This is a genomic window from Streptomyces sp. 2114.4 (assembly GCF_900187385.1).
In the GTDB taxonomy this organism is placed as follows: Bacteria; Actinomycetota; Actinomycetes; order Streptomycetales; family Streptomycetaceae; genus Streptomyces; species Streptomyces mooreae.
Map to the genome: position 1 here is coordinate 426,926 of NZ_FYEY01000001.1, position 23,058 is coordinate 449,983.

A 23,058-nucleotide genomic window follows, 5' to 3' on the forward strand; every position below is an offset into this window, starting at 1 on the left:
ATGGCTGATGACAAGAAGATCCTCGACACGCTCAAGCGGCTGACCACCGACCTCCGGCAGACCCGTCGCCGTCTCAAGGAGGTCGAGGACGCCCAGCACGAGCCGGTGGCCATCGTGGGGATGGCGTGCCGCTACCCCGGTGGTGTGCAAAGCCCCCAGGACCTCTGGAAGCTGCTCATGTCGGGCGGGGACGCCGTGTCCGCGTTCCCCGACGACCGTGGGTGGGACCTGGACCAGTTGTTCAGTTCTGAGGACGTGGCAGGCACCTCGTATACCGCCGAGGGCGGATTCCTGGCCGGTGCGGGTGACTTCGACGCGGAGATGTTCGGCATTTCACCGCGGGAGGCACTGGCGATGGACCCGCAGCAGCGGTTGCTGCTGGAGGCGTCCTGGGAAGCCATCGAAGACGCAGGGATCGATCCCCTCGCACTGCGCGGAAGCAGCACCGGCGTGTACGCCGGAGTGATGTACCACGACTACGGCTCCGGGGTGGCCACGCTGCCCGAGGAGATCGAGGGGTACCTCGGCATCGGCACGGCGGGCAGCGTGGCCTCCGGCCGGGTGTCGTATGTGCTGGGGCTCGAGGGGCCCGCGGTGACGGTGGACACGGCGTGTTCGTCGTCCTTGGTGGCGCTGCACTGGGCGGTGCAGTCGTTGCGCTCCGGTGAGACCTCCCTGGCCTTGGCCGGCGGAGTCACCGTCATGTCCCACCCCCGCATCTTCGTGGAGTTCAGCCGGCAGCGCGGCCTCGCCCGGGACGGCAGGTGCAAGTCCTTCGCCGCGGCGGCCGACGGCACCGGCTGGAGCGAGGGCGTGGGTGTGCTGGTGGTGGAGCGGTTGTCCGATGCGGTGCGGCATGGGCATCGGGTGCTCGCGGTGGTACGGGGCTCCGCGGTGAACCAGGACGGCGCATCCAACGGACTGACCGCGCCCAGCGGACGCGCCCAGGAACGAGTGGTACGCCAGGCGCTGTCGAGTGCCGGCCTAAAGCCCGGTGACGTGGACGTGGTGGAAGGGCATGGCACGGGGACGAAGCTGGGCGATCCGATCGAGGTCGGCGCGCTGGCGGAGACGTATGGCCGGGAGCGGTCCGGTGCCCCGTTGCTGCTCGGGTCGGTGAAATCGAACCTCGGCCACACCCAGGCCGCCGCGGGCGTCGCCGGCGTGATCAAAATGGTGCAGGCGATGCAGCACGGTGTAGTGCCCGCTTCCCTGCACGTGGACACGCCTTCCCCGCATGCGCAGTGGGGCGAAGGCGTCGAACTCGTCACGGCCGCACAGGCATGGCCCGAATCCGACCGACCACGCCGTGCGGGAGTCTCGTCCTTCGGCGTCTCCGGGACCAACGCACACGTCATCCTCGAACAAGCCCCGCCCGTAACGCCGCCCACCCGCAAGAGCGGCGGTGGTGTGGTGCCGTGGCTGCTGTCCGGCCGCACGGCGGACGCACTGCGCGATCAGACCGACCGCCTGCGCGCCCACCTGGACGCCCATCCCGAACTCGACCCCGTCGACATCGGATACACCCTCGCCGTCGGGCGCGCCCACTTCGAGCACCGCGCCATGGTGGTGGGTGAGAGCCGGGATGACTTGCTGGCCGCGCTCAGGACCGCCAAGAGCACGAGTGTGCGTGCCGGGCGGACGGCGTTCCTGTTTCCCGGGCAGGGAAGCCAGCGGCTGGGGGCAGGAAGGCAGCTCGCGGAGGAATTCCCCGCGTTCGCCGAGGCCTTGGACGCGGTCCTCACCGCATTCGACCCTCATCTGGACGTCCCGCTGCGTCAGGTGATGTTCGCGGCACCCGACTCGGAGTCGGCACGGCTTCTCGACGAGACCGGCTACACCCAGCCGGCGCTGTTCGCGATGTCCGTGGCCCTTTTCCGGCTGGTCGATTCATGGGGCCTCAAGCCTGACTTCCTTCTGGGCCACTCGATAGGTGAACTGGCTGCGGTCCATGTCGCCGGCTGCCTTTCGCTGTCGGACGCGTGCGCACTGGTGGCGGCTCGCGGGCGGCTTATGCAAGTGCTCCCCCGGGGCGGGGTGATGGTTGCCCTCCAAGCGTCCGAGGACCAGGTCGCTCCGCTCGTGGCCGCGGCGGGCGGCCGGGTGTCCATCGCCGCGATCAACGGACCCTCGGCCGTGGTGATCTCCGGTGACGAGCAGTCGGTGCTCGGCATCAAGGAGGAGTTCGAGCGCCGCAGCTGCAAGACCAAGCGGTTGCGTGTCTCCCACGCTTTCCACTCGGCTCATATGGATGACATGGTCGACGCGTTCCGACGCGTGGCCGCCGGCGTGACGTTCCACCCACCCAGGATCCCGGTGGTCTCGGATGTGACGGGGCGTCTTGCCACTGCCGATCAGTTGTCCTCTCCGGATTACTGGGCCCGGCATGTGCGGGAAGCCGTGCGTTTCCACGACGGCATGCGCCGGCTTGCCTCCCAAGGCGTGCGCGCCTTCCTGGAGCTGGGCGCGAGCGGGGCGCTTTCCGGAATGGGACAGGACTGCCTGTACGACGTCGAGGAGACGGTGTTCGCCACCGCGCTGCGTGCGGACCGGCCGGAACCCCGGAGCATCGTCACCGCCGTTTCCCAGCTGCACACCCATGGTGTGCACGTCGACTGGCCCGCCTTCTGGGAGGACACGGACACCCGCAGGCAGGCCCTGCCGACCTACGCCTTCCAACACCGGCGCTACTGGCTGGCCGACACGCCTGGCGCGCCACGGGGTGCCGACGCGCTCGGCCACGCCCTGCTCACCCACGCGGCACACCTCGCCAATGACCCCGACACGCTGGTGTTCAGCGGCAGCTTGTCACTGCGGACGCACACCTGGGCGGCCGATCACCTCGTCCACGGCACAGCCCTGCTGCCCGGAACGGCCTTCGTCGATCTCCTGCTGCACGTGGGCGACCAGGTCGGGAATCCCACGGTAGAGGAGCTGACCCTCGAAACACCGCTGACCCTGGGCGAACAGGACCAGGTCGAACTCCAGGTGTCCGTCGGTCCCGAAGAGGCCGGCCGGCGGGAAGTGCGGGTGTACGCCAGTACCGAGCACGGGGTCTGGACACGCCACGCCAGTGGTGTCCTGACGCACGCCGTCGAGGCCGGGAGCGAAGAGCTCGTGCAGTGGCCGCCGGCGTCGGCGACCGCGGTTGACCTGAGCGGCTTCTACGACCGGCTCGCCGACGACGGGGTCGACTACGGTCCCGCGTTCCGCGGGCTGCGCGCGGCCTGGCGGCAAGGAGACGACCTGTTCGCCGAGGTCGGTCTGCCCGAGGAGCGCCACGACGAGGCCGGCTCCTTCGGGCTGCACCCGGCTCTGTTCGACGCGGCGCTGCACATCGCGAGCGGGGACGGGGCGCTTCCGTTCGCCTGGACGGGAGTGTCGCTGTTTGCCACGGGCGCCCGGGAGTTGCGCGTACGGTTGCGCCGCACGGGGCCGGCATCGGTGTCGGTGCTGGTGACCGACGCCTCCGGACGGGCGGTGGCGGCAGCGGAGTCCCTGACGGCGCGGCCTGTCCCGGCGCTGTCCAGCGGGCACTCGAACGCGCTGTTCCAGGTGGACCTGGTGCCGGAGCAGGTCACGGCGGCTCCGGTTTCCTGCGTGCAGCTCGGCACCGGCACACTGCCCACCGGAACGCGCTCGCTGCCCGACCTGGCCGCGCTGGTCGCGGAGATCGAGTCCGGGGGCACGGTGCCGGAGACGGTCGTCGTCGAGGTACCGCGGGCGGACACCGCTCGGACCGCTCTGGCCAGGACGCTGGCTCTGCTCCAGGCATGGCTGGCCGACGAACGACTCGCCGCTGCCCGCCTGGTGTTCCTTACGCGGAGCACGGACGACGGGTCCGGCCTCGCCGCGGCCGCGGCCGCGGGCCTGGTGCGTTCGGCCCAGTCGGAGAACCCCGGCAGGTTCGCCCTGGTCGACGTGGACGAGCACGATGCCTCCGCCACCGCGGTTGCGGCGGCGCTGGCCTCGGCCGAGCCGCAGTTGGTGATCCGGGCCGGTGTGGTGCACGCGCGCCGGCTGGCCAGGGCAGGGCGGGACCTCGGGCAGGCCGCTGCCTGGGACCGCGACGGCACCACTCTGATCACCGGAGGCAACGGGGCGCTGGCCAGGCTGCTGTCCAGGCACCTCATCGTCGAGCACGGTGTGCGTAACCTTCTGCTCGTCAGCAGAAGCGACCCGGACCGGGAGCTCGCTGAGCAATTGACCGCGCTCGGCGGCAACATCGTCCAGGCGCGCTGTGACGTGGCCGATGCGGCGGCGCTGTCGGCAGTGCTCGGGGCGGTGCCCGCGCACCAGCCGCTCACCGCCGTCGTGCACACCGCGGGTGTGCTGGCCGACGCCGTCATCCCGGCACTGACCGAAGAGCAGATCAGCCAGGTCCTGCGTCCCAAGGTGGACGGCGCGCTCCACCTGCACGAACTGACCCGGGACCTGGGCCTGTCCGCTTTCGTGATGTTCTCCTCCGCGGCGGGCATCTTCGGCGGGCCGGGCCAGGGCAGCTACGCAGCTGCCAACGCGATGCTGGACGCGCTGGCGGAGCAGCGCCACGCATCCGGTCTTCCGGCGCTCTCGCTCGCCTGGGGGCCATGGGAAAAGAGCGGTGCGATGACCCGGGACCTCGCGGAGGTCGACCTGCGCAGGATGAAGCGTTCCGGTGTGCGGCCCCTGTCCGACGAGGAGGGCCTTGCGCTGTTCGACGCGGCTCGGGCGGCGGGCAGACCGGTAGTGGTGCCCATCCGGCTGGACCTGGCCACCGTGCGACGTGCCGACGACAGCGACGTCCTGGCACCCGCCCTGCTGAAGGGGCTCGTCTCCCGTGGACGCCGGACCGTGGCGGCCGAGCCGGGGCCGTCCCTGTCCGACCAGCTGGCCGGACAGCCTGCTGACCAGCAGGACCTGGTTCTGCTGGACCTGCTGCGCAGCCACATCCGCGCGGTTCTGGGACATGGCCCCACGCACGACGTCCCGGCGGACCGGGAGTTCCTTGAGCTGGGCTTCGATTCGCTGACCACCGTCGAACTACGGAACGGACTCACTGCGGCAACAGGGCTGCGGCTTGCGCCGGCGGCACTGTTCGACCACTCCACACCGTTGGCGCTCGCCCGACACCTGCGGAACGAACTCACCGAGCGGGCGCCCGCCCCCGACGCGCCGGCCTTCGTGATGGGCACGCTGCTTCGACAGGCCGCCGATACCCACCAGGCAGGAGCGTTCCTGGCACTGCTCACCGAGATGTCGCGGTTCAGGCCCGCCTTCCACACCGGTGTGGCGAGCAATCCCGTGCGGCTCAGCGAGGGGGGCCGTGGACCTGCCCTGATCTGTGTGCCCTCGATGCTGGCGGTATCCGGGCCGCACCAGTACGCCCGTCTGGCCGCTCCGTTCCGGGGGGAACGCGAGGTGTGGGCGCTGCCCCTGCCGGGCTTCAGCCGTGATGAGCAGGTGCCGGCAACTCAGCAGGCTGTGCTGGAAGCATTGGCCTCAGGGCTCGCAGAGGCCCGCCTCACGGAGCCATTCGTGCTGTTGGGCCATTCCACCGGCGGCATTCTGGCCCATGCGCTGGCCGCACACCTGGAGGCGCAGGGGACGGGGCCGGCCGGGGTGGTGCTGGCCGACGTGCTCGATCTGTCCGAAGGTGACGACCAAGACGCCATCGCCCCCGCATTGATGTCGGCGATCCTGGAGCGCAACAACGTACATGTTCCGGTCGACGACACCCGCCTGACCGCGATGGGCGCGTATCTGAGGTTGTTCCAGGGGTGGAAGCCCGCCGTCGTCGACGCTCCCACCTTGTTCCTGCGGGCATCGGAATCGATGGCCCAGGGGGCGGAGGCGGACGGAGATCAGTGGCGGACCTCCTGGCCCCTGGACCATGTCGCGCTGGATGTTCCCGGCAACCACTTCACCATGCTGGAGCAGCACAGTGACATCGCCGCCGGTCTCGTGGGGGACTGGCTCCGAAAATGTTCTTCCCAAGTGATCAACAGCGATCGACACAGCAATAAGCGGTGATCCCAGTGACACAGTCAATCCATGAATCAGCGCCGATACAGAAAGGCACAGAAATTCCCATCAAGGAAGTTCTGTGCACTCTTTCCGCGAGGTGGTCACTTGAGGTTATGGCCGAATTAGACGGAGGTAAACGCCGGTTCAACGAGCTCACCCGGCGGCTCGAAGGAATCAATCACAAGGTGCTCATCGAAACACTTCACAAGCTTCAGCGTGACGGGTACGTCAGGGGCCCTCTCAATTCGCTGAAGAACTCCACCGGCAGATTGGTCGGATACGAGCTGACCGAGCTGGGGATGACCCTGCTCCAACTCGTCAACGGTGTCCGGGAATGGCTCGATGAGCATGAGCAGAAAATAGTCGACGCGCGGACCGACTTCGACTGGACGAAGCGGGAGATGGAATTCATGAGAGAGTAGGGTGCGCGCGGCGGAGTGCCGGTCCCGACGTGCTATCTGCAGCTTTCCATCCAGGTTCGGGCAAGCTCCACACGAGACGATATGTGGAGCTTCTTGAAGATGCTGCGCAAGTGGTGGGCAACGGTGTGCCGGGAAATGAATAACTTCTGGGCGGCCTGTGCGTTGGAAAGTCCCAGGGCGACCAGCTCGGCCACGGCGGTCTCGGTTTTCGTCAGGCCCAGGATTCCCGTGCCGGGCTCCTGGGGCCGGTCCGCGTGGTCGCAGCTGCGGCCGAGCCGGTGGAGCCTGCGCTGGACCCGGGCCACGTCCCTGGGGGACTGCGCGGTGAGATACCCGGCCGCGGCGTGTTCCAGCACCGTGCCGGCCCGGCCCGAGGACCCCTGTGCGGCGAGCATCACTCCGAGGTCTTCCCGTGCGGAGGCAGCGGCCCATGGATCGGGGTGATGGTCGGCGGCGAAGAGCAGATCCGCGGCGCTGCGGTGCACCAGCCCTTCGGCATGGCGGGCGGCCGCCTCCAGCGCCGGCAGCCCCCCGCTCCGGGTGGAGAGCGTCCGGGCGGTGACCGCGATCGCTTCGGCGTTTCTCCTGTTGCGGAGCACCATGAAGCGTGCCAGCCACGCTGCCGCCGCCGGGTCCGTCAGCAGAAGCCTCTCGCGGGCCTGACCCGGCGAGATGAGCTGGTCCACCAGGGGGGCGGCCGCCTCCGCACCGTGCTCCGCCTCGGTTGTCTGCACCACCATCCACGCACAGGCCGGACCGTGGGTGTTCCCGAGCGCCCAGTCCATCGCGGCCTGCCGCGCATACGCGCCGGCAGTGCGCAGGTCTGCCCGTCTCAGCGCGCCCAGGGCCAGGAGAACACGGGCGTAGGGCTTCCAGCTTTTCGCCGTCTCCTCAGGTGCCCCCAAAACGGATCTCGCCTGCTCGAGCGCTGTGGAAACCCTGCCCAGATTCCAGTTCAATGCGGCGCGGAGAAGTGTGAGAACAGCTTGGTGCCGGTGATTTCCGGTCACCACAGCGGAATGCTCAGCAGTGGCAATACTGCGTTCGGCTTCGCCGTGTTGACGCAAGGTGATGGTCAGTGTGGCGAGCCATATCTCGGCCTGCAGCGGGACATCCCATTCGGATGTACAGTGAATTCCACGGCGTGCGGCTTCCCGGGCCAAATTTAAAGCGTGTTTCGGCTGGCCGTTAACCCATTTCTCCATCGAGGACTGCATGCACAGCCAGGTGGGACAATCCGCAGGCGGAATGTGATGCGTCTCGCGAAGGATACGATGAGGGTAAACTTGCATGACCCTGCTCCAAGTGTGACGAATCCCCCGACAGTTCGGAACGTTATCACTTCCGAAGAGTTTGTCACACGATCATGAGTGGGCTTTCTTGGCGTGTCGCCGACAGATGACGTTACAGGCCAAAGAGACTAAGACGCCGTGGAGTTCGGCGGGGTTCCCGGCGGACAGCGAGACACTTGAAGTGGTGGGGCAGAGCGAAGGCCTACTCGACGACGAAGTGGGGTTTGCCCGGTGCCTTTGCTGTCCGGGGCGTCCTTGCGGGAGATGGCAGAAAGGGCTCCGCACCACCACACCACTCCGGTGAATCCGTCCGGCCAAAGGGCCCCGGACCCGGTGGTGCTTCAGGCTTCACCAGCGTGATGACTCACCATCAGGTGGTGTTTGCCGCCCCTCGCGCGCCGGCCGGCCGGCGACGGACGCAGACAGAGCCGGTCCGCCACCGTCCATGGGCCTGGCGGCCGCTCGGGCCAGGGCGGCAGTAACGGCGCGATCAGCGCCCACAAGGCGTCGTCCACGATCCAGGGCCGACTGCGCACGCCCTCACAAGAGTTCAGATTCTTTTAACGAATGGAGTGGACGCGATTCACGGGTCTCCTGCGCCGCGGGCGCCGGGACGCGTACTGTCCAGTAGCGATTTGTTCTCCTCGCGGGCTGAGGCGCCCCAGAACAACGGGGCCGAGTGCGCCACGAGCACGGCGGCCGCCCAGCCGGGCTCCACGATGAGGAGGCCCTGGTGACCGGCCCATGGTGTGCAGGCTTGTCCTCGCGGCTGTGACGGTGGTGCAGCCGGCCGATTCGCCACGCACAGGAAATGGACCACAAGGTCACCATCCGCCGGACCGGCGCAAGAGGGCGTGTACCCGTCGAAGTCGGCCGAAGTGTGGAGCACGAAGTCCACGGTGGATGCTATGGGCAGACGGGTCCTCAGGCGGAGCCGTCGGTTGTCCTCGTCCTGTACGGGTTCGTCGAAGCGGAAGCCGTGGTCCAGTTCGGCCGCGCGGTCAAGCCACCTCCGCAAGTTGTCCATCCACCGCGCCGGCTGCCCGCCCGCGAACTCCGTGGCGTTCGCCGGCGGTGCGGACAGTAGGGCGAGTATGTAGTCATTGATCACCACGGTCTCCTGCCTCTGCGGTCGGGACGGCGACGCGCCTGCCGGCACAAGGGGCCACATGCCCCTCCGCACGCCCACAGCCGATGGGTCATGCGCTCTGACGCAGACCGTGCTTGTCGAACGCTGCGGCGATCGCCGGGTCGGAGAACGCGCCTTCCTGGGCCAGCATTCTCAGTGTGGGGGTCGCGTTGTCGACGAGGCTTTTGCGGACCCGTGGCAATTCCACGGTCTCGGCCACCACGCGCGCGGGATCTCCGAAGACGTCGGGGTAGCCGGCGAGAATCTGCGTCATCGCGGTTTCGTCCGGTCGCAGAAACGCCAGAATGATCTCGGGCAGAATGCCCCCGATCTTGGTCTGGAGCGGAGCCGGCATCTTCGGCCAGAGCGACTTGAAAAGACGTCGGAAGTAGGCATGGTGCAGGCCCTCGTCCGTCGCGTGGTCGGCGGCCAGGTCCCGTACCGCCTGCTGCACCGAGGGATCCTTCGGCAGCTTGGTGAGACTCCCGGTGATCAACGTCTCGGAGACGATGGAGAAGAACAGCTTCACCAGGGGCCGGTACACCGGAAGTTCCGCCGCATACAGGCGGGAGAGCTCCTGCAGGAAGTACGGCCGGTGGGGAATCGGTGCCACTCCGGTGTGATCCCGGACCGTCGCCAGCAGGGTGTGCGACATCTCCGCGTGCGCGGCCTCGTCGGTGTAGATACGGAGGAGGTCTTCCTTCATCTGTGCGGGCAGCCACGGGCAGAAATCCGGTGAGTGCAACAGCAGGCACGTCTCGTTCACCGGCCCCAGTTCCAGCTGAACCGTGAACTCCAGGTACACGTAGAGGGAGTGCACCAGAATCTCCTCCCGGACCTGTTCCGGGGATGCCCGGACCTCCGGGTGAGCGAGCAGCGGGCACAGGTCGGGGGAAAAGTAGTGCAGGCCGTCGGCGAACGCTCCGTTCCTGCGCGGTTTCGAGCGCACCCAGGACCGGTTATCCCACTGTTCGAAAAGTGAACGGTAGCCGGATTCTTCTGTTCGGTTCACTGGATGCGCCCCGTCTCCATTCTTCCTTCAGCTCGCAGGCCGATCTGCCGCATGAAACTCCAGCAACTGGTATTCGACATCGGCGAGCTGAGGGTGCGGTGCCGCGTGCAACTGCTCGAACCGCAGTCCCGCGGTGCCGGCAACCTCGGTGAGGAGTGCGCGATTTCCCATGTTGCTGTAGCCGAGCAGGAGCCGGCCGCCGGGTTCGAGATGGTCGGCCGCCGACCGCAAGAACTCCTGGTGCATGACGTATCCGGGGTCGAATATCGCGTGGTGCAGAGGAGTCTCGTGCGCAAAGTCCGTCGGCGGTTCAATAAAGCTGGAACTCCAGAACACCACGTCGAAGCGCGACTGGCGGTCCAGTGCGGAATACATGTCGCTGTGCAGTACCTGCACCCGGTCGGCGACACCGTGCCGCGCCACGTTCCGTCGGGTGTTCTCCACGGCTGTCTCGTTGATGTCCAGCGCGGTCACCCGAGCACAGCCGCTGAGGGCCGCGGTCACGGAGATCACGCCGGCGCCTGCTCCGATCTCCAGGAGACTGCCGCCCGCGGGGTAGGGAAGCCACTGTGCGTAGATCTCCGTGGACGGGCAAAGGGTCGGCGAGAAGACCCCCTCCAGGAGATCGTATGCGCGGCCGCTCAGGGTGAAGACGGAATCACGCTTCTCGGTGTCTGCGTTCATCCGGAGCAGGTTGTAGCCCCGGGTCAGACTGAGCTCGTCGCTCACTGCTCCTCCGTACGGTCAGTACCGCAGTTCCGGGTTGCGGATCTCGAACCACACCGCCAGGTCCAAGACCTTCTCGAAAGCCGCTCGCGGGGCGCCGGCGATCTGCTGCGGCGACAGCTCGGCCGCCTCGGCGAGCTTGGCCCGGTCGAACAGGTCGAATACCGGGCTGTTCGGCTCCTTGAGCAGGATCTTGACCTGCTCCTGCAGGGCGCCGCAGTACAGCGTGTCCTGGGTGGACGGGTAGGGGCTCTTGCGGCGCTCCACCACGGACCGGGTCACCACGTCCTTGACCGAGGCGCGCAGCAGGCTCTTCTCCCTGCCGTCGAAGGTCTGCATCGTCCACGGCACGTTGTACAGGTACTGCGCCAGGCGGTAGTCGCAGAACGGCACGCGGGTCTCCAGGCCCACCGCCATCGCCATCCGGTCGACGCGGTCCTCCAGCACCCGCATGAAGTGGTTGAGCCCCAGATGCAGCGACCGCCGGTACATCCGCTGTTCCTCGTCCTCGCCGTCCAGGTACGGTACGCGCGCGGTTGCCTCCTGGAAGCGGTCGGCCGTGTAGGCCTCGGAGTCCAGAGCGGCCCGGAAATCGCCTGTCAGGTAGGCGGAGCAGTCGACCCGCTTGAGCCAGGTGGTGTGCCACGGGAAGGTGCTGCCGTACCTCGCGGCTTTCGACTGGTGCCAGACGTGGCCGGCGAAGATCTCGTCGGCGGCCTCGCCGCTGAGCGCCACGGTCACGTGCTCACGTACTGCCTTGAACAGCAGATACATCGAGCCGTTGATGTCGCCCATGCCCCAGGGAAGGTCCCACGCCGCCACAACGGAGCGCCGGAGGTCGGGGTCGGACAGCCTGCGGTGGTCGAGCACGATGTCGTGGTGCTCGGAACCGATGTGCGCGGCCATTTCCTTGGCGTACGGCGCGTCGGCGGAGTCGGCCATCTCATGAGGCTGGAAGTTCTCGCTCTGGCCGGGGAAGTCCACCGAGAAGGTGCGGGCCCGCTCCCCCTTGGCGGCCAGGTGCCCACTCGCCAGCCCCGCCAGCGCGCTGGAGTCGAGGCCGCCGGAGAGCAGGAGGCCCAGCGGCACATCGGCGACCAGCTCGTGCCGCACGTTGTCTTCCACCATCTGCCGTACCCGGGCCACCGTCGTGTCCAGGTCGTCGGTGTGCTCCTCGGCGGACAGCTGCCAGTAGGTGTGCTCGCGCAGCCCGTTGCGGTCGAACTCGATGACCGTCCCGGGCGTCATCACCTTCATGCCGGCCCATACGGCGTTCTCGGACGACGTGAAGAAGCTGAAGAGCTGACGCATTCCCTCCATGTCCACGACAGGCTTGACGTCAGGGTGCGCGAGAATCGCCTTGGGCTCGGATCCGAAGAGCAGACCGTCCTCGGTCCGGTAGTAGTGCATGGGCTTCGTTCCCATGCGGTCCCTGATCAGAGTGAGCCGCTCGTACCGGGAATCCCACACCGCGATGGCGCACATTCCCACCATGCGTTCCGCGATTGCCGCACCCCATTCGAGGTATCCGCGCAGCACGACCTCGGTGTCACTCCTGGTCCGGAATGTGTGACCTCGTTTGCACAGTTCATCACGCAGCTCGACGAAATTGTACGTCTCGCCGCTGTAGCTCAGGGTGACGGGCCCTCCGGGCGTATCCACCGTCATGGGCTGTGTCCCACCGGGCAGATCGATGATCGACAACCGGCGGTGCCCGAGGGCCGCATGCCTCGACAGCCACTGCCCGGAAGCGTCGGGGCCGCGGCAGGTCATGGAGTTGGTCATTCCCGCGAGAATATTCTCCTCATGCGAGAGGTCCTGACGAAAACTGACCCATCCGGCGACACCGCACATCAGCCGTCCTCCTGGAAAGTTCGCTGGTCGCTGGCCTGGGAACGCCATGCAAGCGGTGGCCTGCGTGCGACGGGGAATTCCGCAATTGCGGACGCTATACGTGAGAAAAGTACCTTGCGTGAGCGAAGCCGCACAACTACGTACCTCAAGGTGCGTGGCCATGGGCGAACGGGGCGGCGCCGGTGCCAGGTTGGGAGGTCATGCGGACTTTAACGAGTGCCCCGCGCACTTAACGAGTGCCCTCGCGGCCATAATTGAGTGCCCGCGCGTGAAGCCTCTTGCACCTTTCGCGTACCTCAAGGTACCTACTTGAATCCGGATTGAACGGGGTGTTCCAATAATCTTGGCCTGCGTCACAAGGCTCATACGCAGGAAGAGGGGAATAGTGGCACGCCTTATGCCGATCTCGACCCGCATCGGAGAACAACGGTCCCTTGCACGGGAAAGGACCACGTTAAAGACGTCGCCCATCGCCGGCTCCCTGCCCGCCGCTCAGCAGCCCGACTGGCCGGACCCGGCCACCGCTCTAGCCGTCCGCCGGCGGTTGTCGGCGCTGCCGGCCCTGGTCAGCGCCGACGAGGCCAGGGACTTGCTCGTCCGCATGGCCCAGGTGCAGCGCGGCGAGGCATTCCTGCTGCAGGCGGGTGCCTGCGCAGAGCCCTTCGGCAGGCAAGCGGTGCGCGGCGCCGAGAGCGATCACCAGCTGATCGGCAGGATGGCCGACACCGTCGCCGCCCGGCTGAAGCTCCCCGCGCTGACCATCGGGCGGGTGGCCGGCCAGTTCGCCAAACCCCGGTCGCGGCCCGTGGAGACGGTGGACGGGACGGCGCTGCCGATCTTCCGTGGTCTGCTGGTCAACGGCCCTGAGCCCGACGGCCGGAGCAGGCGCTCCGATCCCTTCCGTATGCTCGCCGCGTACCAGACCGCTCGCATGGTGCTGGACCGGTTGCACCGGCTCGACGCCACGACGGGGCGGGACCGCTTGTGGGCGAGCCACGAGGCCCTGGTGCTCGACTACGAGGAGCCCCTCACCCGGTTCGACCCGGTCACGGGCGAGTGGTTCGCCGGTTCGACGCACCTGCCGTGGATCGGCGAGCGGACCAGGCAGCCCGACGGGGCTCATGTGTCCCTGCTGTCGGCCGTGATCAATCCTGTCGCGTGCAAGGTCGGCGCCGGCATCCGCAACGAGGAATTGCTGGAGCTGTGCGAACGCCTCGATCCGCACCGGCGGCCCGGACGGCTGACGTTGGTCGTCCGGCTCGGCGCGCGGCAGGTCCGCGAACGGCTCCCGGAACTGATCCATGTGACACGTCGTTCAGGCCATCCGGTGACCTGGGTCTGCGATCCCATGCACGCCAACACGGTCGTCACCTCCCACGGGATCAAGACCCGGCACACCAAGGACATACTCGACGAACTCACCGGGTTCTTCGAGGTGCTGGGACGCGCGGGTCAGTGGCCCGGTGGAGTGCACCTCGAGGTCACCGGCGACCGGGTGACGGAGTGTGTCGGTCCTGGCGGCCCGGACGACGAAGCTGATGTGGCACTCGGCTACCGGTCGCTGTGCGATCCCCGTCTCAACGACACACAGGCGATGCAGGTGACCGAAGCGGTGGCGGATCTGGCCGCCCGTCACTGATCCGAAACGGCGGGCACGCACACGGCTACGGAGGAGCGGCCTCAATGAGGACTCTGCTGATCGACAATTACGACTCCTATACGTACAACCTGTTCCAGCTGCTTGCCGTCGTCAACGGCGAGGAGCCGACGGTGGTGCGCAACGACGCCCCCCGAAGCGGCACACCGGCCTGGGACACGTTCGACAACGTGGTCATCTCCCCGGGGCCCGGACACCCCGGCAGGGAACGGGATTTCGGCATCGCCGCGCGCGTGCTGGCCGAGGCGACCGTGCCGGTGCTGGGCGTGTGCCTCGGACACCAGGGGATCGCACTCGGCTCGCGGGCCGAGGTGGTACCCGCGCCGGCCCCCAAGCACGGTCATCTGACCACCGTCCGTCATGACGGGCGGGATCTCTTCCGTGGGCTGCCGCAGCTTTTCACCGCGGTGCGGTACCACTCACTGTGCGTGCAGGAACCGCTGCCTGACGAACTCGAAGGCATGGGCTGGTCCGAGGACGGCGTACTGATGGCGCTCCGCCACCGGCACCGGCCGCTGTGGGGGGTCCAGTTCCACCCCGAGTCGATAGCCAGCGAATTCGGACCGGAACTCATCGCCAACTTCCGGGACCTCACGCTCGAACACCGGCCGCGTCCGGTGCCGGTCACCAGCCGGCCACGCCCGGCCCCGGCGGACGTCGAGGTGCCGCACAACACGGAGTACCGACTGCACGTCAGCCTCTTCGAGTCCACCGTGGACACCGAGTCGGCCTTCTCCCATCTGTTCGCCGACTCCTCGCGGGCCTTCTGGCTGGACAGTGCCCAAACCGACCCCGGGCGGGGCCGTTTCTCCTTTCTCGGCGACGGCAGCGGCCCGCTGGCCGAGTTCGTGCGTTATGACAGCGGCGAGGACGTGGTGCACGTCGAACGGCAGGGCCAACTCCCCCGCCGCGTACCCGGCGACGTGTTCGACTACCTTCAGGACCAGCTCCGACAACGCCGGACCGACCGGGCCGGGCTGCCGTTCGACTTCGCCTGCGGCTACGTGGGCTACTTCGGTTACGAACTCAAGGGCGGCCTTGGTTCGCCCAACCGTCACCGGGCCCGGACACCGGACGCCGGCTGGCTGTTCGCCGACCGGCTCGTTGTCGTGGACCACCACGACTGTCTGACCTACCTGCTGTGCCTCGCCGAGAACAGCGTGGAGGGCGAGTTGTCCGCCAACCACTGGCTCGACGACACCCTCACCTCCCTGCGCGAACTTCCGCCCGCCGAACCGGTGCGGTTGGTGACCACGGAGATCACGGACGAGGCGCTGGTCGAGCCGTGGCTGATGCGGGACCGGCAGCAGTACCTGGACGACATCGCACGGTGCAAGGACGCACTCGTGGCGGGAGAGAGCTACGAAATCTGCCTGACCACCGCCGCCGAGCTCCCTGCCGTCGATGACGCCTTCGACTTCTACCGGCGGCTGCGCAGGTACAACCCGGCGCCGTATGCCTCCTTCCTGCGGCTGGACGACGTGGAGATCGCGAGTTCGTCACCCGAGCGGTTCCTGAAGCTGGACCGGCAGCGCATCCTCGAGTCCAAGCCGATCAAGGGGACGGCCCCGCGCCATGCCGTGCCCGCGAAGGACGCCGAACTCAAACGCGAACTGGCCAGCAGTGCCAAGACACGAGCCGAGAACCTCATGATCGTCGACCTGCTGCGCAATGACATCGGGCAGGTCTGCGAGGTGGGCAGTGTCCACGTGCCCAAGCTCATGGCGGTCGAGAGCTATCCGACGGTCCACCAGCTCGTCTCGACGGTCCGGGGCAAGCTCCGGCCGGGAGCTGACGCGGTGGACTGTGTACGCGCCTGCTTCCCCGGCGGTTCCATGACCGGGGCTCCGAAGCTGCGGACCATGGAGATCATCGACGGGCTGGAGACACAGGCCCGCGGTGTCTACTCCGGGACGCTGGGCTACCTGTCCTGCAACGGCACGGCAGATCTGAACATCGTCATCCGCACGGTGGTCTTCGCCGACGGAATGATGCACCTCGGCGCCGGCGGAGCGATCGTGCTGGATTCCGACCCGGAGGAGGAGTACGCGGAGGTGCTGCTCAAGGCCGCGGCGCCGCTCCGTGCGCTGTTCTCTGCGGCCGAGCAGCCGGTGGAGCTGCCGGACGCCGGACCGACAAGGACTGCACAATGGTGAACATAGCTGCTGACCTGGCCGAGCGGGCCGCGCGATCGGGCTGGCTCGACCGCCCCGCAGTACACACCGCCGAACGCACCTGGACTCATGGGCAGGTGCACGAGTTGGCGGCCAGGGCCTCGACGGTTCTGGCCGATCACGGGGTCCGGCCGGGCGCACACGTGGTGGTTGCGCTGCCCGACGGGATCGGGTGGATCACCGCGTTCCTCGGCACCGCCGTCCTCGGCGCGACCGCGGTCCTCGTCAACCCCGACCTGACCGCCGACGGCCACCGGTTCATCGTCGACGACTGCAAGGCAGCGCTGGTGGTGACCACGGCGGAACGGGCGGGCGGCTTCGACGGCACCGCTGTGCTGGACATCGAGTCGCTGATGACGGCAGCCGAACACGCACCGGCCACCGAGCCCCGGCCGCTCGCCCCCGACGCGCGTCTCTACATGCAGTACACCTCAGGGACGACCGGCGTCCCCAAGGGGGTGCCGCACCGCCATCAGGACGTGGCTGTCTATGCGAGTGCGGTGGGCGAAGAGGTCTTCCACATCGGTCCGGACGACGTCGGTCTGTCCTTGTCGAAGCTGTTCTACGCCTACGGGTTCGGGAACGCCTTCGCCTTCCCGCTGTACACCGGTTCCTCCGTCGTACTGCTCGGCGACCGGCAGACGCCCGGGGCGGTGCGTGAAGCGATCGCACGCCATGGCGTCACCCTGCTCTACGCCGTGCCGTCCGCCTACGCCCACCTGATCAGCAGCGGTGACCCCTCGGTGTTCGCCACCGTTCGTGCCGCTGTGTCGGCAGGCGAGAACCTGCGTCCGGGCCTGGGCCGCCGGATCTCCGAGATCCTGTCCGCGCCGGTGCTGGACCAACTGGGCTCGACCGAGGTCGGCCACGCCTTCTGTTCCAACGGAGTGGACTTCTGCCTGCCCGGCACGATCGGCCGCGCCGTCCCCGGCTACCGGCTCGAGGTGCGTGACAAGGCAGGCAATCCGGTTGCCGACGAGGTCGAGGGTGACCTGTGGGTCAGCGGACCCACGGTGATGGCCGCATACCTCAACCGGCCCCAGGACACGGCGCGGACGCTGGTGGACGGCTGGCTCGCCACCCACGACCGCGTGGTGCGGGGCAAGGACGGGTCCTACCGGCACACCGGTCGCGCCGATGACATGGAAATGGTCGGTGGCGTGACCGTCTCCCCGCTGGAGGTGGAGGCCGTGCTGGGCGATCATTCCGCGGTGAAGGAAGTCGGCGTGACCGTGCTCGCGGATGCCCAGGGCATCACCCAGTTGCACGCCTTCGTCGTGCCCGGTGACCCGGCCGGCCGTCCTGATTCCCTGCCGGCCGAGCTCGTCGCCCTGGCGCGCAGCAGGCTCGCGCCCCACAAGGTCCCGCGCGTCGTGCACCTGGTGGACACGCTCCCCCGCACGCCCAACGGGAAGCTGCGCAGGCACATCCTCAGAAGCGGGAAGTGGTGAGCGCAGTGGGCCCGCCCCCGGGAGGAGACCAGGTGTTCCTGTGGCGGGAGGGTTCCTTGCTGCCGGCAGACCCGACGGACCCCACGACACGGACACCGTTGTCCCTGGCCGATTCCTGGCTGCTCAGCGACGGCCGGGTGCGGCGCATCGACCTGCACCGGCAACGATTCCTGCGGGGCTGTGCCGAAGTGGGGAGCGTGTCCCGGGAGACCGCAGCGGCGTTCTGGCAGGCTGCCCTCGGCAAGCTCCCCCTGGCCGGCGACTGGTTCCCCCGCGTGGAGTTGTCCGCTGGGGAGCCGGCCGAGCTGCGTGTGCGGATCCGGCCGTCACCGGCCCGGAGCGGGCAGGTGACGGTGTGGGTGTCGGACACCACCGATCCCAGGACGGCTGCGCATCTGAAGGGACCCGACCTCGACGCACTCGGTGCGCTGCGCGGGCGGGCGGTGGAAAGGGGCGCGCAGGAAGCACTGCTCACCACGGAGTCGGGCGTGGTCCTGGAGGCCGGATTTGCGAGCGTGCTGTGGTGGGACGGGGACCTGCTGTGCGTGCCGTCCCCGGAGCTGCCCGTGCTGGGTGGGGTCACCACGGCGGTGATCCAGGAACGGGCCGCGCAGCTCGGTGTTCCGGTCGGGCAGCGACACCTACCGGTGGCAGAGCTGGAAGGAAAAGAGGTGTGGCTGGTGAACGCACTGCACGGCATCAGGCCGGTGCGGTCCTGGGTGGGGACGTCGATGCGGCCGGGGCCTGCCCTCCACGCCCCCACATGGCAGAAATGGCTGGCCGGCGAGAGTACCGAGGTGCGGGCGTGACCGAAGTCCTGGTGGTCGTCGACATGCAGAACGGATTCATCACCGCGGAGACGGCCTCCCTCGTGCCCACCGTGGTCGACTTGGTCGAGCGCTGGGAGCGCACCGGGCGGGATATCGTCTTCACCCGGTTCCTCAACCCGCCGGGTTCACCCTACGAGCGGCTCATGCACTGGAGCGGATTTCGGTCGCCTCCGGAGAACGAGCTGATCGCCGAACTCACGGACCACGCGGCCCGCTCCGCCGCTGTGGTGGACAAGGTCCAGTACTCCGCGTTCACCGAGGAGATGGACGAGCTGGTCCGGCTCCGCGGGTGGACGGAGTTCGTGATCTGCGGGATAGCGACGGAGATGTGCGTGCTGAAGACGGCCGTCGATGCCTTCGAACGGGGTTTCCGGCCGCAGATCGTCACCGACGCGAGTCAGACGTACGCGGGCGCCGCGGCCCATGAGGCGGGGCTCGCGCTGGCCGCACGGCTGGTCGGAGCGGAGCAGCTGACGACCGTGAGCTCCCTGTGGGGCTCCGCCCACCCCTCCGCAACGGTCTGACGAGGACACGCGCACCGGCTCGCGCAGGATCCAGCGCAGGTCCGGCCATTCGACGGGCTGCGCAGCGAACGAGGCGGCGATCCCCTGGAGGGTGGCCAGGAGCAGGATGCGTTCCAACGCCTGGCCGGCGAAGTCCCTGAGGGGGCCCGAGCCGGCGCGCTTGCGGGGTCCGAAGGCGTAGCGGGGGATGCCGTCGGCGACGGCTGGTTCGGCAGCGGTGTCGTGGGTCCAGCGGCGCTGTTCGGCTTCCCGGCCGTCGTCCATCCGGTTAGTCGCGCGAACGGTTCACCGGCCCCCGTAATCAGCCGGGGCCGGAGGGAAGGTCACGGTGAATTCGGTGTGTCCGGGGCGGCTGTTCATCATGACGCGTCCGTCGTGCGCTGAGACCACGGCTTCCACGATGGCCAGTCCCAGGCCGGTACCGCCTGCCGCTCGCGAGCGACTGTGGTCGCCCCGCACGAAGCGGCCGAAGACTTCCCGCCGCACCTGCTCGGGTACGCCGGGGCCGTCGTCGGCGACGGTCAGCCGGGTTCCCCGGTCGTCGGCCGCCAGCCGCACCGTCACGGCGGTCCCCGGCGGGGTGTGCGTCCGGGCGTTGGCGAGCAGGTTGCCGACGACCTGCTGCAGGCGGTGGTCGTCCCCCGTCATGGTCACCGCCGTCTCAGGAAGGTCGAGCAGCCACCGGTGGCCCGGTCCGGCCGCCCGCGCGTCGTCGACCGCGTCGAGCACGAGTCGCGTCAGATCCACCGGCCTGCTCTCCAGGGCGCGGCCGGCGTCGAGGCGTGCGAGCAGCAACAGGTCGTCCACCAGGCGGCTCATCCGCTCGGACTCCGCCTGAATCCGTTCCAGGGAGCGCCGGACCTGACCGGTCACCGGCCCCTTGTGCCGGAGGGCGAGCTCCGCGTGGCCACGGACGTTGGCCACCGGTGTCCGCAGCTCGTGACTGGCGTCCGCGGCGAAGTGCCGCAGCCGCTCTTCGCCGGCATGACGACGCTCGAGGGCGTCGCCGACATGGCCGAGCATCCGGTTGAGGGCCGTGCCGACCTGTCCGACCTCGGTGCGTGCGTCGGCCACCGGCACCGGCGCCGGCATCGCCACCTCGCCACTGGCCAACGGCAGTTCGGCCACGCTCGCGGCCGTGATCGTGACGCGGCGCAGCGGACGCAGCGACAGGCGTACCCACAGCGCTCCCAGCACACCGGTGACCAGGAGGGCTCCGCCGAACACCGCCGCCTCGACCGCCACCAACCGGTGCACCGTCTCCTCGACCGGACGGAGCGGGAGACCCGTGATCAGCACATCGCGATCGTCTCCCACCACCGCGTTGACGCGGTACCGCCCCAGGGCGGAAAGCCGTATGCCGTGTCCGGAGCCGTCGGTCGGGAGGGCGGCCAGCTGCCGTCGGTCGTCGGCGGACAGCGGCACGGCGGCGTCCGTCCGGTCCCGTACGACAGCCGCTTGGGTCGGCGTGCCGCGCTGGAGCCGGGCCCCCAAGGTGCCCTCGGACTGACCGCGGGTATCCGGCCGGTTGTCGGCATCCGGCTTGGACTCGTGTTCCAGACTCACCGCGAAACGGCCGGCGGAAGCGGAAAGCTGCTGGTCCAGGCGGCCTACCAGGAACCCTTCGAGCGCGACCGCCGTGCTGACGCCGACCGCCAGACAGGCCAGTGCCAGGAGCACGACCAGGCCGGCCGTGAGCTGGCCGCGCAGGGTGCGTGGAACGATCCGGTTCACGAGGACTCCGGCCTGAGGACGTATCCGACACCGCGGACCGTGTGGATCATCGGGGTCCGGCCCACGTCGATTTTCTTCCGCAGATAGCTGATGTAGAGCTCGACGATGTGCGACCGGCCGCCGAAGTCGTAGGACCAGACCCGGTCGAGGATCTGCGCCTTGGACAGCACCCGCCGCGGGTTGCGCATCAGGAAACGCAGCAGCTCGAACTCGGTACGGGACAGCTCGACCAGTTCACCGCCGCGAACGACCTCCCGTGCCTCCTCGTCCATGACGAGGTCCCCGACGACCAGCCGTTCGCCGTCCGGCTCGTATGCCATACCGGCCCGGCGCAGCAGACCGCGCAGCCGTGCCAGGACCTCTTCCAGGCTGAACGGTTTGGTCACGTAGTCGTCACCCCCCGCGGTGATCCCGGCGATCCGGTCCTCGACCGCATCACGTGCGGTGAGGAAAAGGACACATACCGTCGTCAGTTCCTGCCGCAGCAGGTGCAGGACCCGCAGGCCGTCGATGTCGGGCAGCATCCAGTCCAGGACGACGGCGTGCGGGCGGAAGGTCCGTGCCACGTCGAGCGCGGAGACGCCGTCGGCCGCACTGCGGACCTCCCAGCCCTCAGCGGCCAGGGCGCCGGAGAGCACCTCGGTGAGGTCCGGCTCGTCGTCGATCACGAGGACCCGCACCGGCGAGCCATCAGCGCTGTGCAGCAGGGCGGGGATGCGGTGAGCGTGCATGGTGACTCCAGCATCCCTCCAGCGGAGGTGTACGCGGTTATGAGTCAGCTCTGAGTTTCCTGTGAATCTCCCGGCCGGTCCACCACTCAGAGGTTCTTCAGAGGTTGTGCTGCGACGCTGACGCCGACCACGGAAGGGAAGCCCCCATGAGCACCATCTCGCAGATCCGCCGCGGTGCCCTCGGCAGCACCCCGCCGCGGTGGCTACCGCCCGCGCCTTTGCTGCTCGTCCAGGGCCTCATCTGGGCGGGAGCCGCCGGCGTCCTGGCCCTGTGGTGGACCGGCACGGCGTCCGTGGTGGGCCCGGCGGGCTGGCTCACCGGCGCCGGCCGGATCACCGGACTGCTGGCCGGCTACGCCTGCGCGGTACTGGTCGTGCTGATGGCCCGCGTTCCGCTGCTCGACCACAGCTTGGGCACCGATCGACTTGCCCGCTGGCACGCCATGGGCGGGCGCTACACCCTCTCGCTGGTGCTCGCCCACACTCTGCTGATCATCTGGGGATACGCCCTCACCTCGACGACCGGTGTCCTGCACCAGGCGACCACACTCGTCCTCGACTACCCGGACATGCTCAAGGCGACCGCGGGCTTCGTGCTGCTGGTCGGCACCGGCTTCGTCTCGGCGCGTGCCGCCCGTCGCCGCATGAGCTACGAGACCTGGCACTACCTCCATTTCGCCACCTACCTGGCCGTCTTCCTCGCCTTCGGCCATCAGCTCGCCAACGGTGCCGACTTCGTGGGCCGCAGGCCGGCCCAACTCGGCTGGTACGCCCTGTACGGGGCGGTGGCTGCGCTGATCGTCCGGTACCGCTTCATGGTTCCGCTGCAACGGGCCCTGCGCCACCGGCTCCGCGTCGCCGACGTCCGCCCCGAGGCCCCGGGCGTGGTGTCGGTGCACCTCACCGGGGAGCGCCTGACCGAACTCGGCGCCCGGCCGGGCCAGTTCTTCCGCTGGCGTTTTCTTGCGCCGGGCCTGTGGTGGACCGCGAACCCCTACTCGCTCTCCGCCCCGCCGCTCCCCCACCACCTGCGCATCACGGTGAAGGAAGCCGGCGGGCACAGCGCTGCCCTGGCACGGCTGCGACCCGGCACCTGGGTGTGGGCCGAAGGCCCCTACGGCGGTTTCACCGCGGCACGCCGCCGGTCGCAGAAGGTGCTGCTGCTCGCGGGTGGCGTGGGCATCACCCCGCTGCGGGTGCTTTTCGAAACCCTCCCGGGGGAGGTCACGCTCCTCTACCGGGCCCGGCGTCCGGACGACCTCGCCCTGCGCACCGAGCTCGATGCGATCGCGGCCGCTCGCGGCGCGGCCGTCCACTACTCCGTCGACGAACCGGACGGGCACGCCACCCCGCTGACCGCCCGCGCGCTCAAGAGCCTGATACCGGACCTGGCCGCCCACGACGTGTACCTGTGCGGTCCGCCCGGTATGACCAGCGCCGCGCGGCGCGCACTGCGCGGTGCCGGTGTACCCCGCCACCGCATCCACCACGAGTCGTTCGAGTTCTGAGGAGCCCC

General features: G+C 68.6%; 14 protein-coding genes. 8 read left to right on the forward strand and 6 right to left on the reverse strand.

Annotated elements, in window-relative coordinates; genetic code table 11:
* Positions 1 to 6,012, forward strand: a complete 6,012-nt coding sequence (locus tag CFW40_RS01860; protein ID WP_088796075.1) for a type I polyketide synthase — start codon at positions 1 to 3, stop codon at positions 6,010 to 6,012.
* 5 nt (positions 6,013 to 6,017) lie between these two features.
* Entirely contained in the window at positions 6,018 to 6,428 is a 411-nt protein-coding gene (locus CFW40_RS01865) for a helix-turn-helix domain-containing protein (protein WP_143684951.1), read from the forward strand.
* A 32-nt stretch (positions 6,429 to 6,460) separates the two neighbouring features.
* Here CFW40_RS01865 and CFW40_RS01870 read toward each other — a convergent pair whose 3' ends face one another.
* The 4 genes from CFW40_RS01870 to asnB all read right to left on the reverse strand — a co-directional run bounded on the left by CFW40_RS01870 (position 6,461) and on the right by asnB (position 12,489).
* Positions 6,461 to 7,633: a LuxR C-terminal-related transcriptional regulator gene (locus CFW40_RS01870; protein ID WP_176956604.1), complete on the reverse strand. Its 1,173-nt coding sequence runs from the start codon at positions 7,631 to 7,633 to the stop codon at positions 6,461 to 6,463.
* 1,286 nt (positions 7,634 to 8,919) lie between these two features.
* Positions 8,920 to 9,861 carry a diiron oxygenase gene (locus CFW40_RS01880; RefSeq protein WP_088796079.1) on the reverse strand — a complete coding sequence of 314 codons (942 nt, stop codon included), beginning with the start codon at positions 9,859 to 9,861 and terminating at the stop codon, positions 8,920 to 8,922.
* Positions 9,862 to 9,888: 27 nt separating this feature from the next.
* Positions 9,889 to 10,590: a methyltransferase gene (locus CFW40_RS01885; protein WP_256331644.1), complete on the reverse strand. Its 702-nt coding sequence runs from the start codon at positions 10,588 to 10,590 to the stop codon at positions 9,889 to 9,891.
* A gap of 15 nt (positions 10,591 to 10,605) precedes the next feature.
* Positions 10,606 to 12,489, reverse strand: coding sequence for an asparagine synthase (glutamine-hydrolyzing) (gene asnB / locus CFW40_RS01890; RefSeq protein ID WP_306427417.1), 1,884 nt, complete (start codon positions 12,487 to 12,489; stop codon positions 10,606 to 10,608).
* A 349-nt stretch (positions 12,490 to 12,838) separates the two neighbouring features.
* Between asnB and CFW40_RS01895 the strand changes: the two genes are divergently transcribed.
* Genes CFW40_RS01895 through CFW40_RS01915 form a run of 5 tightly spaced genes read left to right on the forward strand, consistent with a single transcriptional unit; the run spans position 12,839 to position 19,077 of the window.
* Positions 12,839 to 14,080 (forward strand): 3-deoxy-7-phosphoheptulonate synthase, encoded by a 1,242-nt coding sequence (locus CFW40_RS01895; RefSeq protein ID WP_088796081.1) that lies wholly within the window; start codon positions 12,839 to 12,841, stop codon positions 14,078 to 14,080.
* A gap of 44 nt (positions 14,081 to 14,124) precedes the next feature.
* A complete protein-coding gene (gene pabB / locus CFW40_RS01900; protein WP_088796082.1) occupies positions 14,125 to 16,254 on the forward strand; it encodes an aminodeoxychorismate synthase component I in 2,130 nt (709 codons plus the stop codon).
* Positions 16,248 to 17,723, forward strand: a complete 1,476-nt coding sequence (locus tag CFW40_RS01905) for an AMP-binding protein (RefSeq protein ID WP_176956603.1) — start codon at positions 16,248 to 16,250, stop codon at positions 17,721 to 17,723. Before pabB ends, CFW40_RS01905 begins: the two co-directional genes overlap by 7 nt.
* Positions 17,724 to 17,755: 32 nt before the next feature.
* The gene (locus tag CFW40_RS01910; RefSeq protein WP_256331643.1) at positions 17,756 to 18,532 is read left to right on the forward strand and encodes an aminotransferase class IV; all 777 of its coding nucleotides are present in this window, start codon (positions 17,756 to 17,758) and stop codon (positions 18,530 to 18,532) included.
* Complete coding sequence (locus tag CFW40_RS01915) at positions 18,529 to 19,077, forward strand: cysteine hydrolase family protein (protein ID WP_256331642.1); 549 nt, start codon at positions 18,529 to 18,531, stop codon at positions 19,075 to 19,077. Before CFW40_RS01910 ends, CFW40_RS01915 begins: the two co-directional genes overlap by 4 nt.
* Before the next feature lie 285 nt (positions 19,078 to 19,362).
* On the opposite strand, the gene CFW40_RS01925 is transcribed toward CFW40_RS01915, so the two are convergent.
* The gene (locus CFW40_RS01925; RefSeq protein ID WP_088796085.1) at positions 19,363 to 20,811 is read right to left on the reverse strand and encodes a cell wall metabolism sensor histidine kinase WalK; all 1,449 of its coding nucleotides are present in this window, start codon (positions 20,809 to 20,811) and stop codon (positions 19,363 to 19,365) included.
* Positions 20,808 to 21,542 carry a response regulator transcription factor gene (locus CFW40_RS01930; RefSeq protein ID WP_088796086.1) on the reverse strand — a complete coding sequence of 245 codons (735 nt, stop codon included), beginning with the start codon at positions 21,540 to 21,542 and terminating at the stop codon, positions 20,808 to 20,810. Before CFW40_RS01930 ends, CFW40_RS01925 begins: the two co-directional genes overlap by 4 nt.
* A 146-nt stretch (positions 21,543 to 21,688) precedes the next feature.
* Here CFW40_RS01930 and CFW40_RS01935 point away from each other — a divergent pair, with 146 nt between their 5' ends.
* Complete coding sequence (locus CFW40_RS01935) at positions 21,689 to 23,050, forward strand: ferric reductase-like transmembrane domain-containing protein (protein WP_088796087.1); 1,362 nt, start codon at positions 21,689 to 21,691, stop codon at positions 23,048 to 23,050.
* The last annotated feature ends 8 nt before the right edge of the window (positions 23,051 to 23,058 follow it).

What these genes read in the sequence shown, in the direction of transcription:
- CFW40_RS01860 (WP_088796075.1), top strand. Translation starts at nt 1, where the DNA reads ATGGCTGATGACAAGAAGATCCTCGACACGCTCAAGCGGCTGACCACC.
- CFW40_RS01870 (WP_176956604.1), bottom strand. Translation starts at nt 7,633, where the DNA reads ATGGAGAAATGGGTTAACGGCCAGCCGAAACACGCTTTAAATTTGGCC.
- asnB (WP_306427417.1), bottom strand. Translation starts at nt 12,489, where the DNA reads ATGGCGTTCCCAGGCCAGCGACCAGCGAACTTTCCAGGAGGACGGCTG.
- CFW40_RS01895 (WP_088796081.1), top strand. Translation starts at nt 12,839, where the DNA reads ATGCCGATCTCGACCCGCATCGGAGAACAACGGTCCCTTGCACGGGAA.
- pabB (WP_088796082.1), top strand. Translation starts at nt 14,125, where the DNA reads ATGAGGACTCTGCTGATCGACAATTACGACTCCTATACGTACAACCTG.
- CFW40_RS01905 (WP_176956603.1), top strand. Translation starts at nt 16,248, where the DNA reads ATGGTGAACATAGCTGCTGACCTGGCCGAGCGGGCCGCGCGATCGGGC.
- CFW40_RS01930 (WP_088796086.1), bottom strand. Translation starts at nt 21,542, where the DNA reads ATGCACGCTCACCGCATCCCCGCCCTGCTGCACAGCGCTGATGGCTCG.
- CFW40_RS01935 (WP_088796087.1), top strand. Translation starts at nt 21,689, where the DNA reads ATGAGCACCATCTCGCAGATCCGCCGCGGTGCCCTCGGCAGCACCCCG.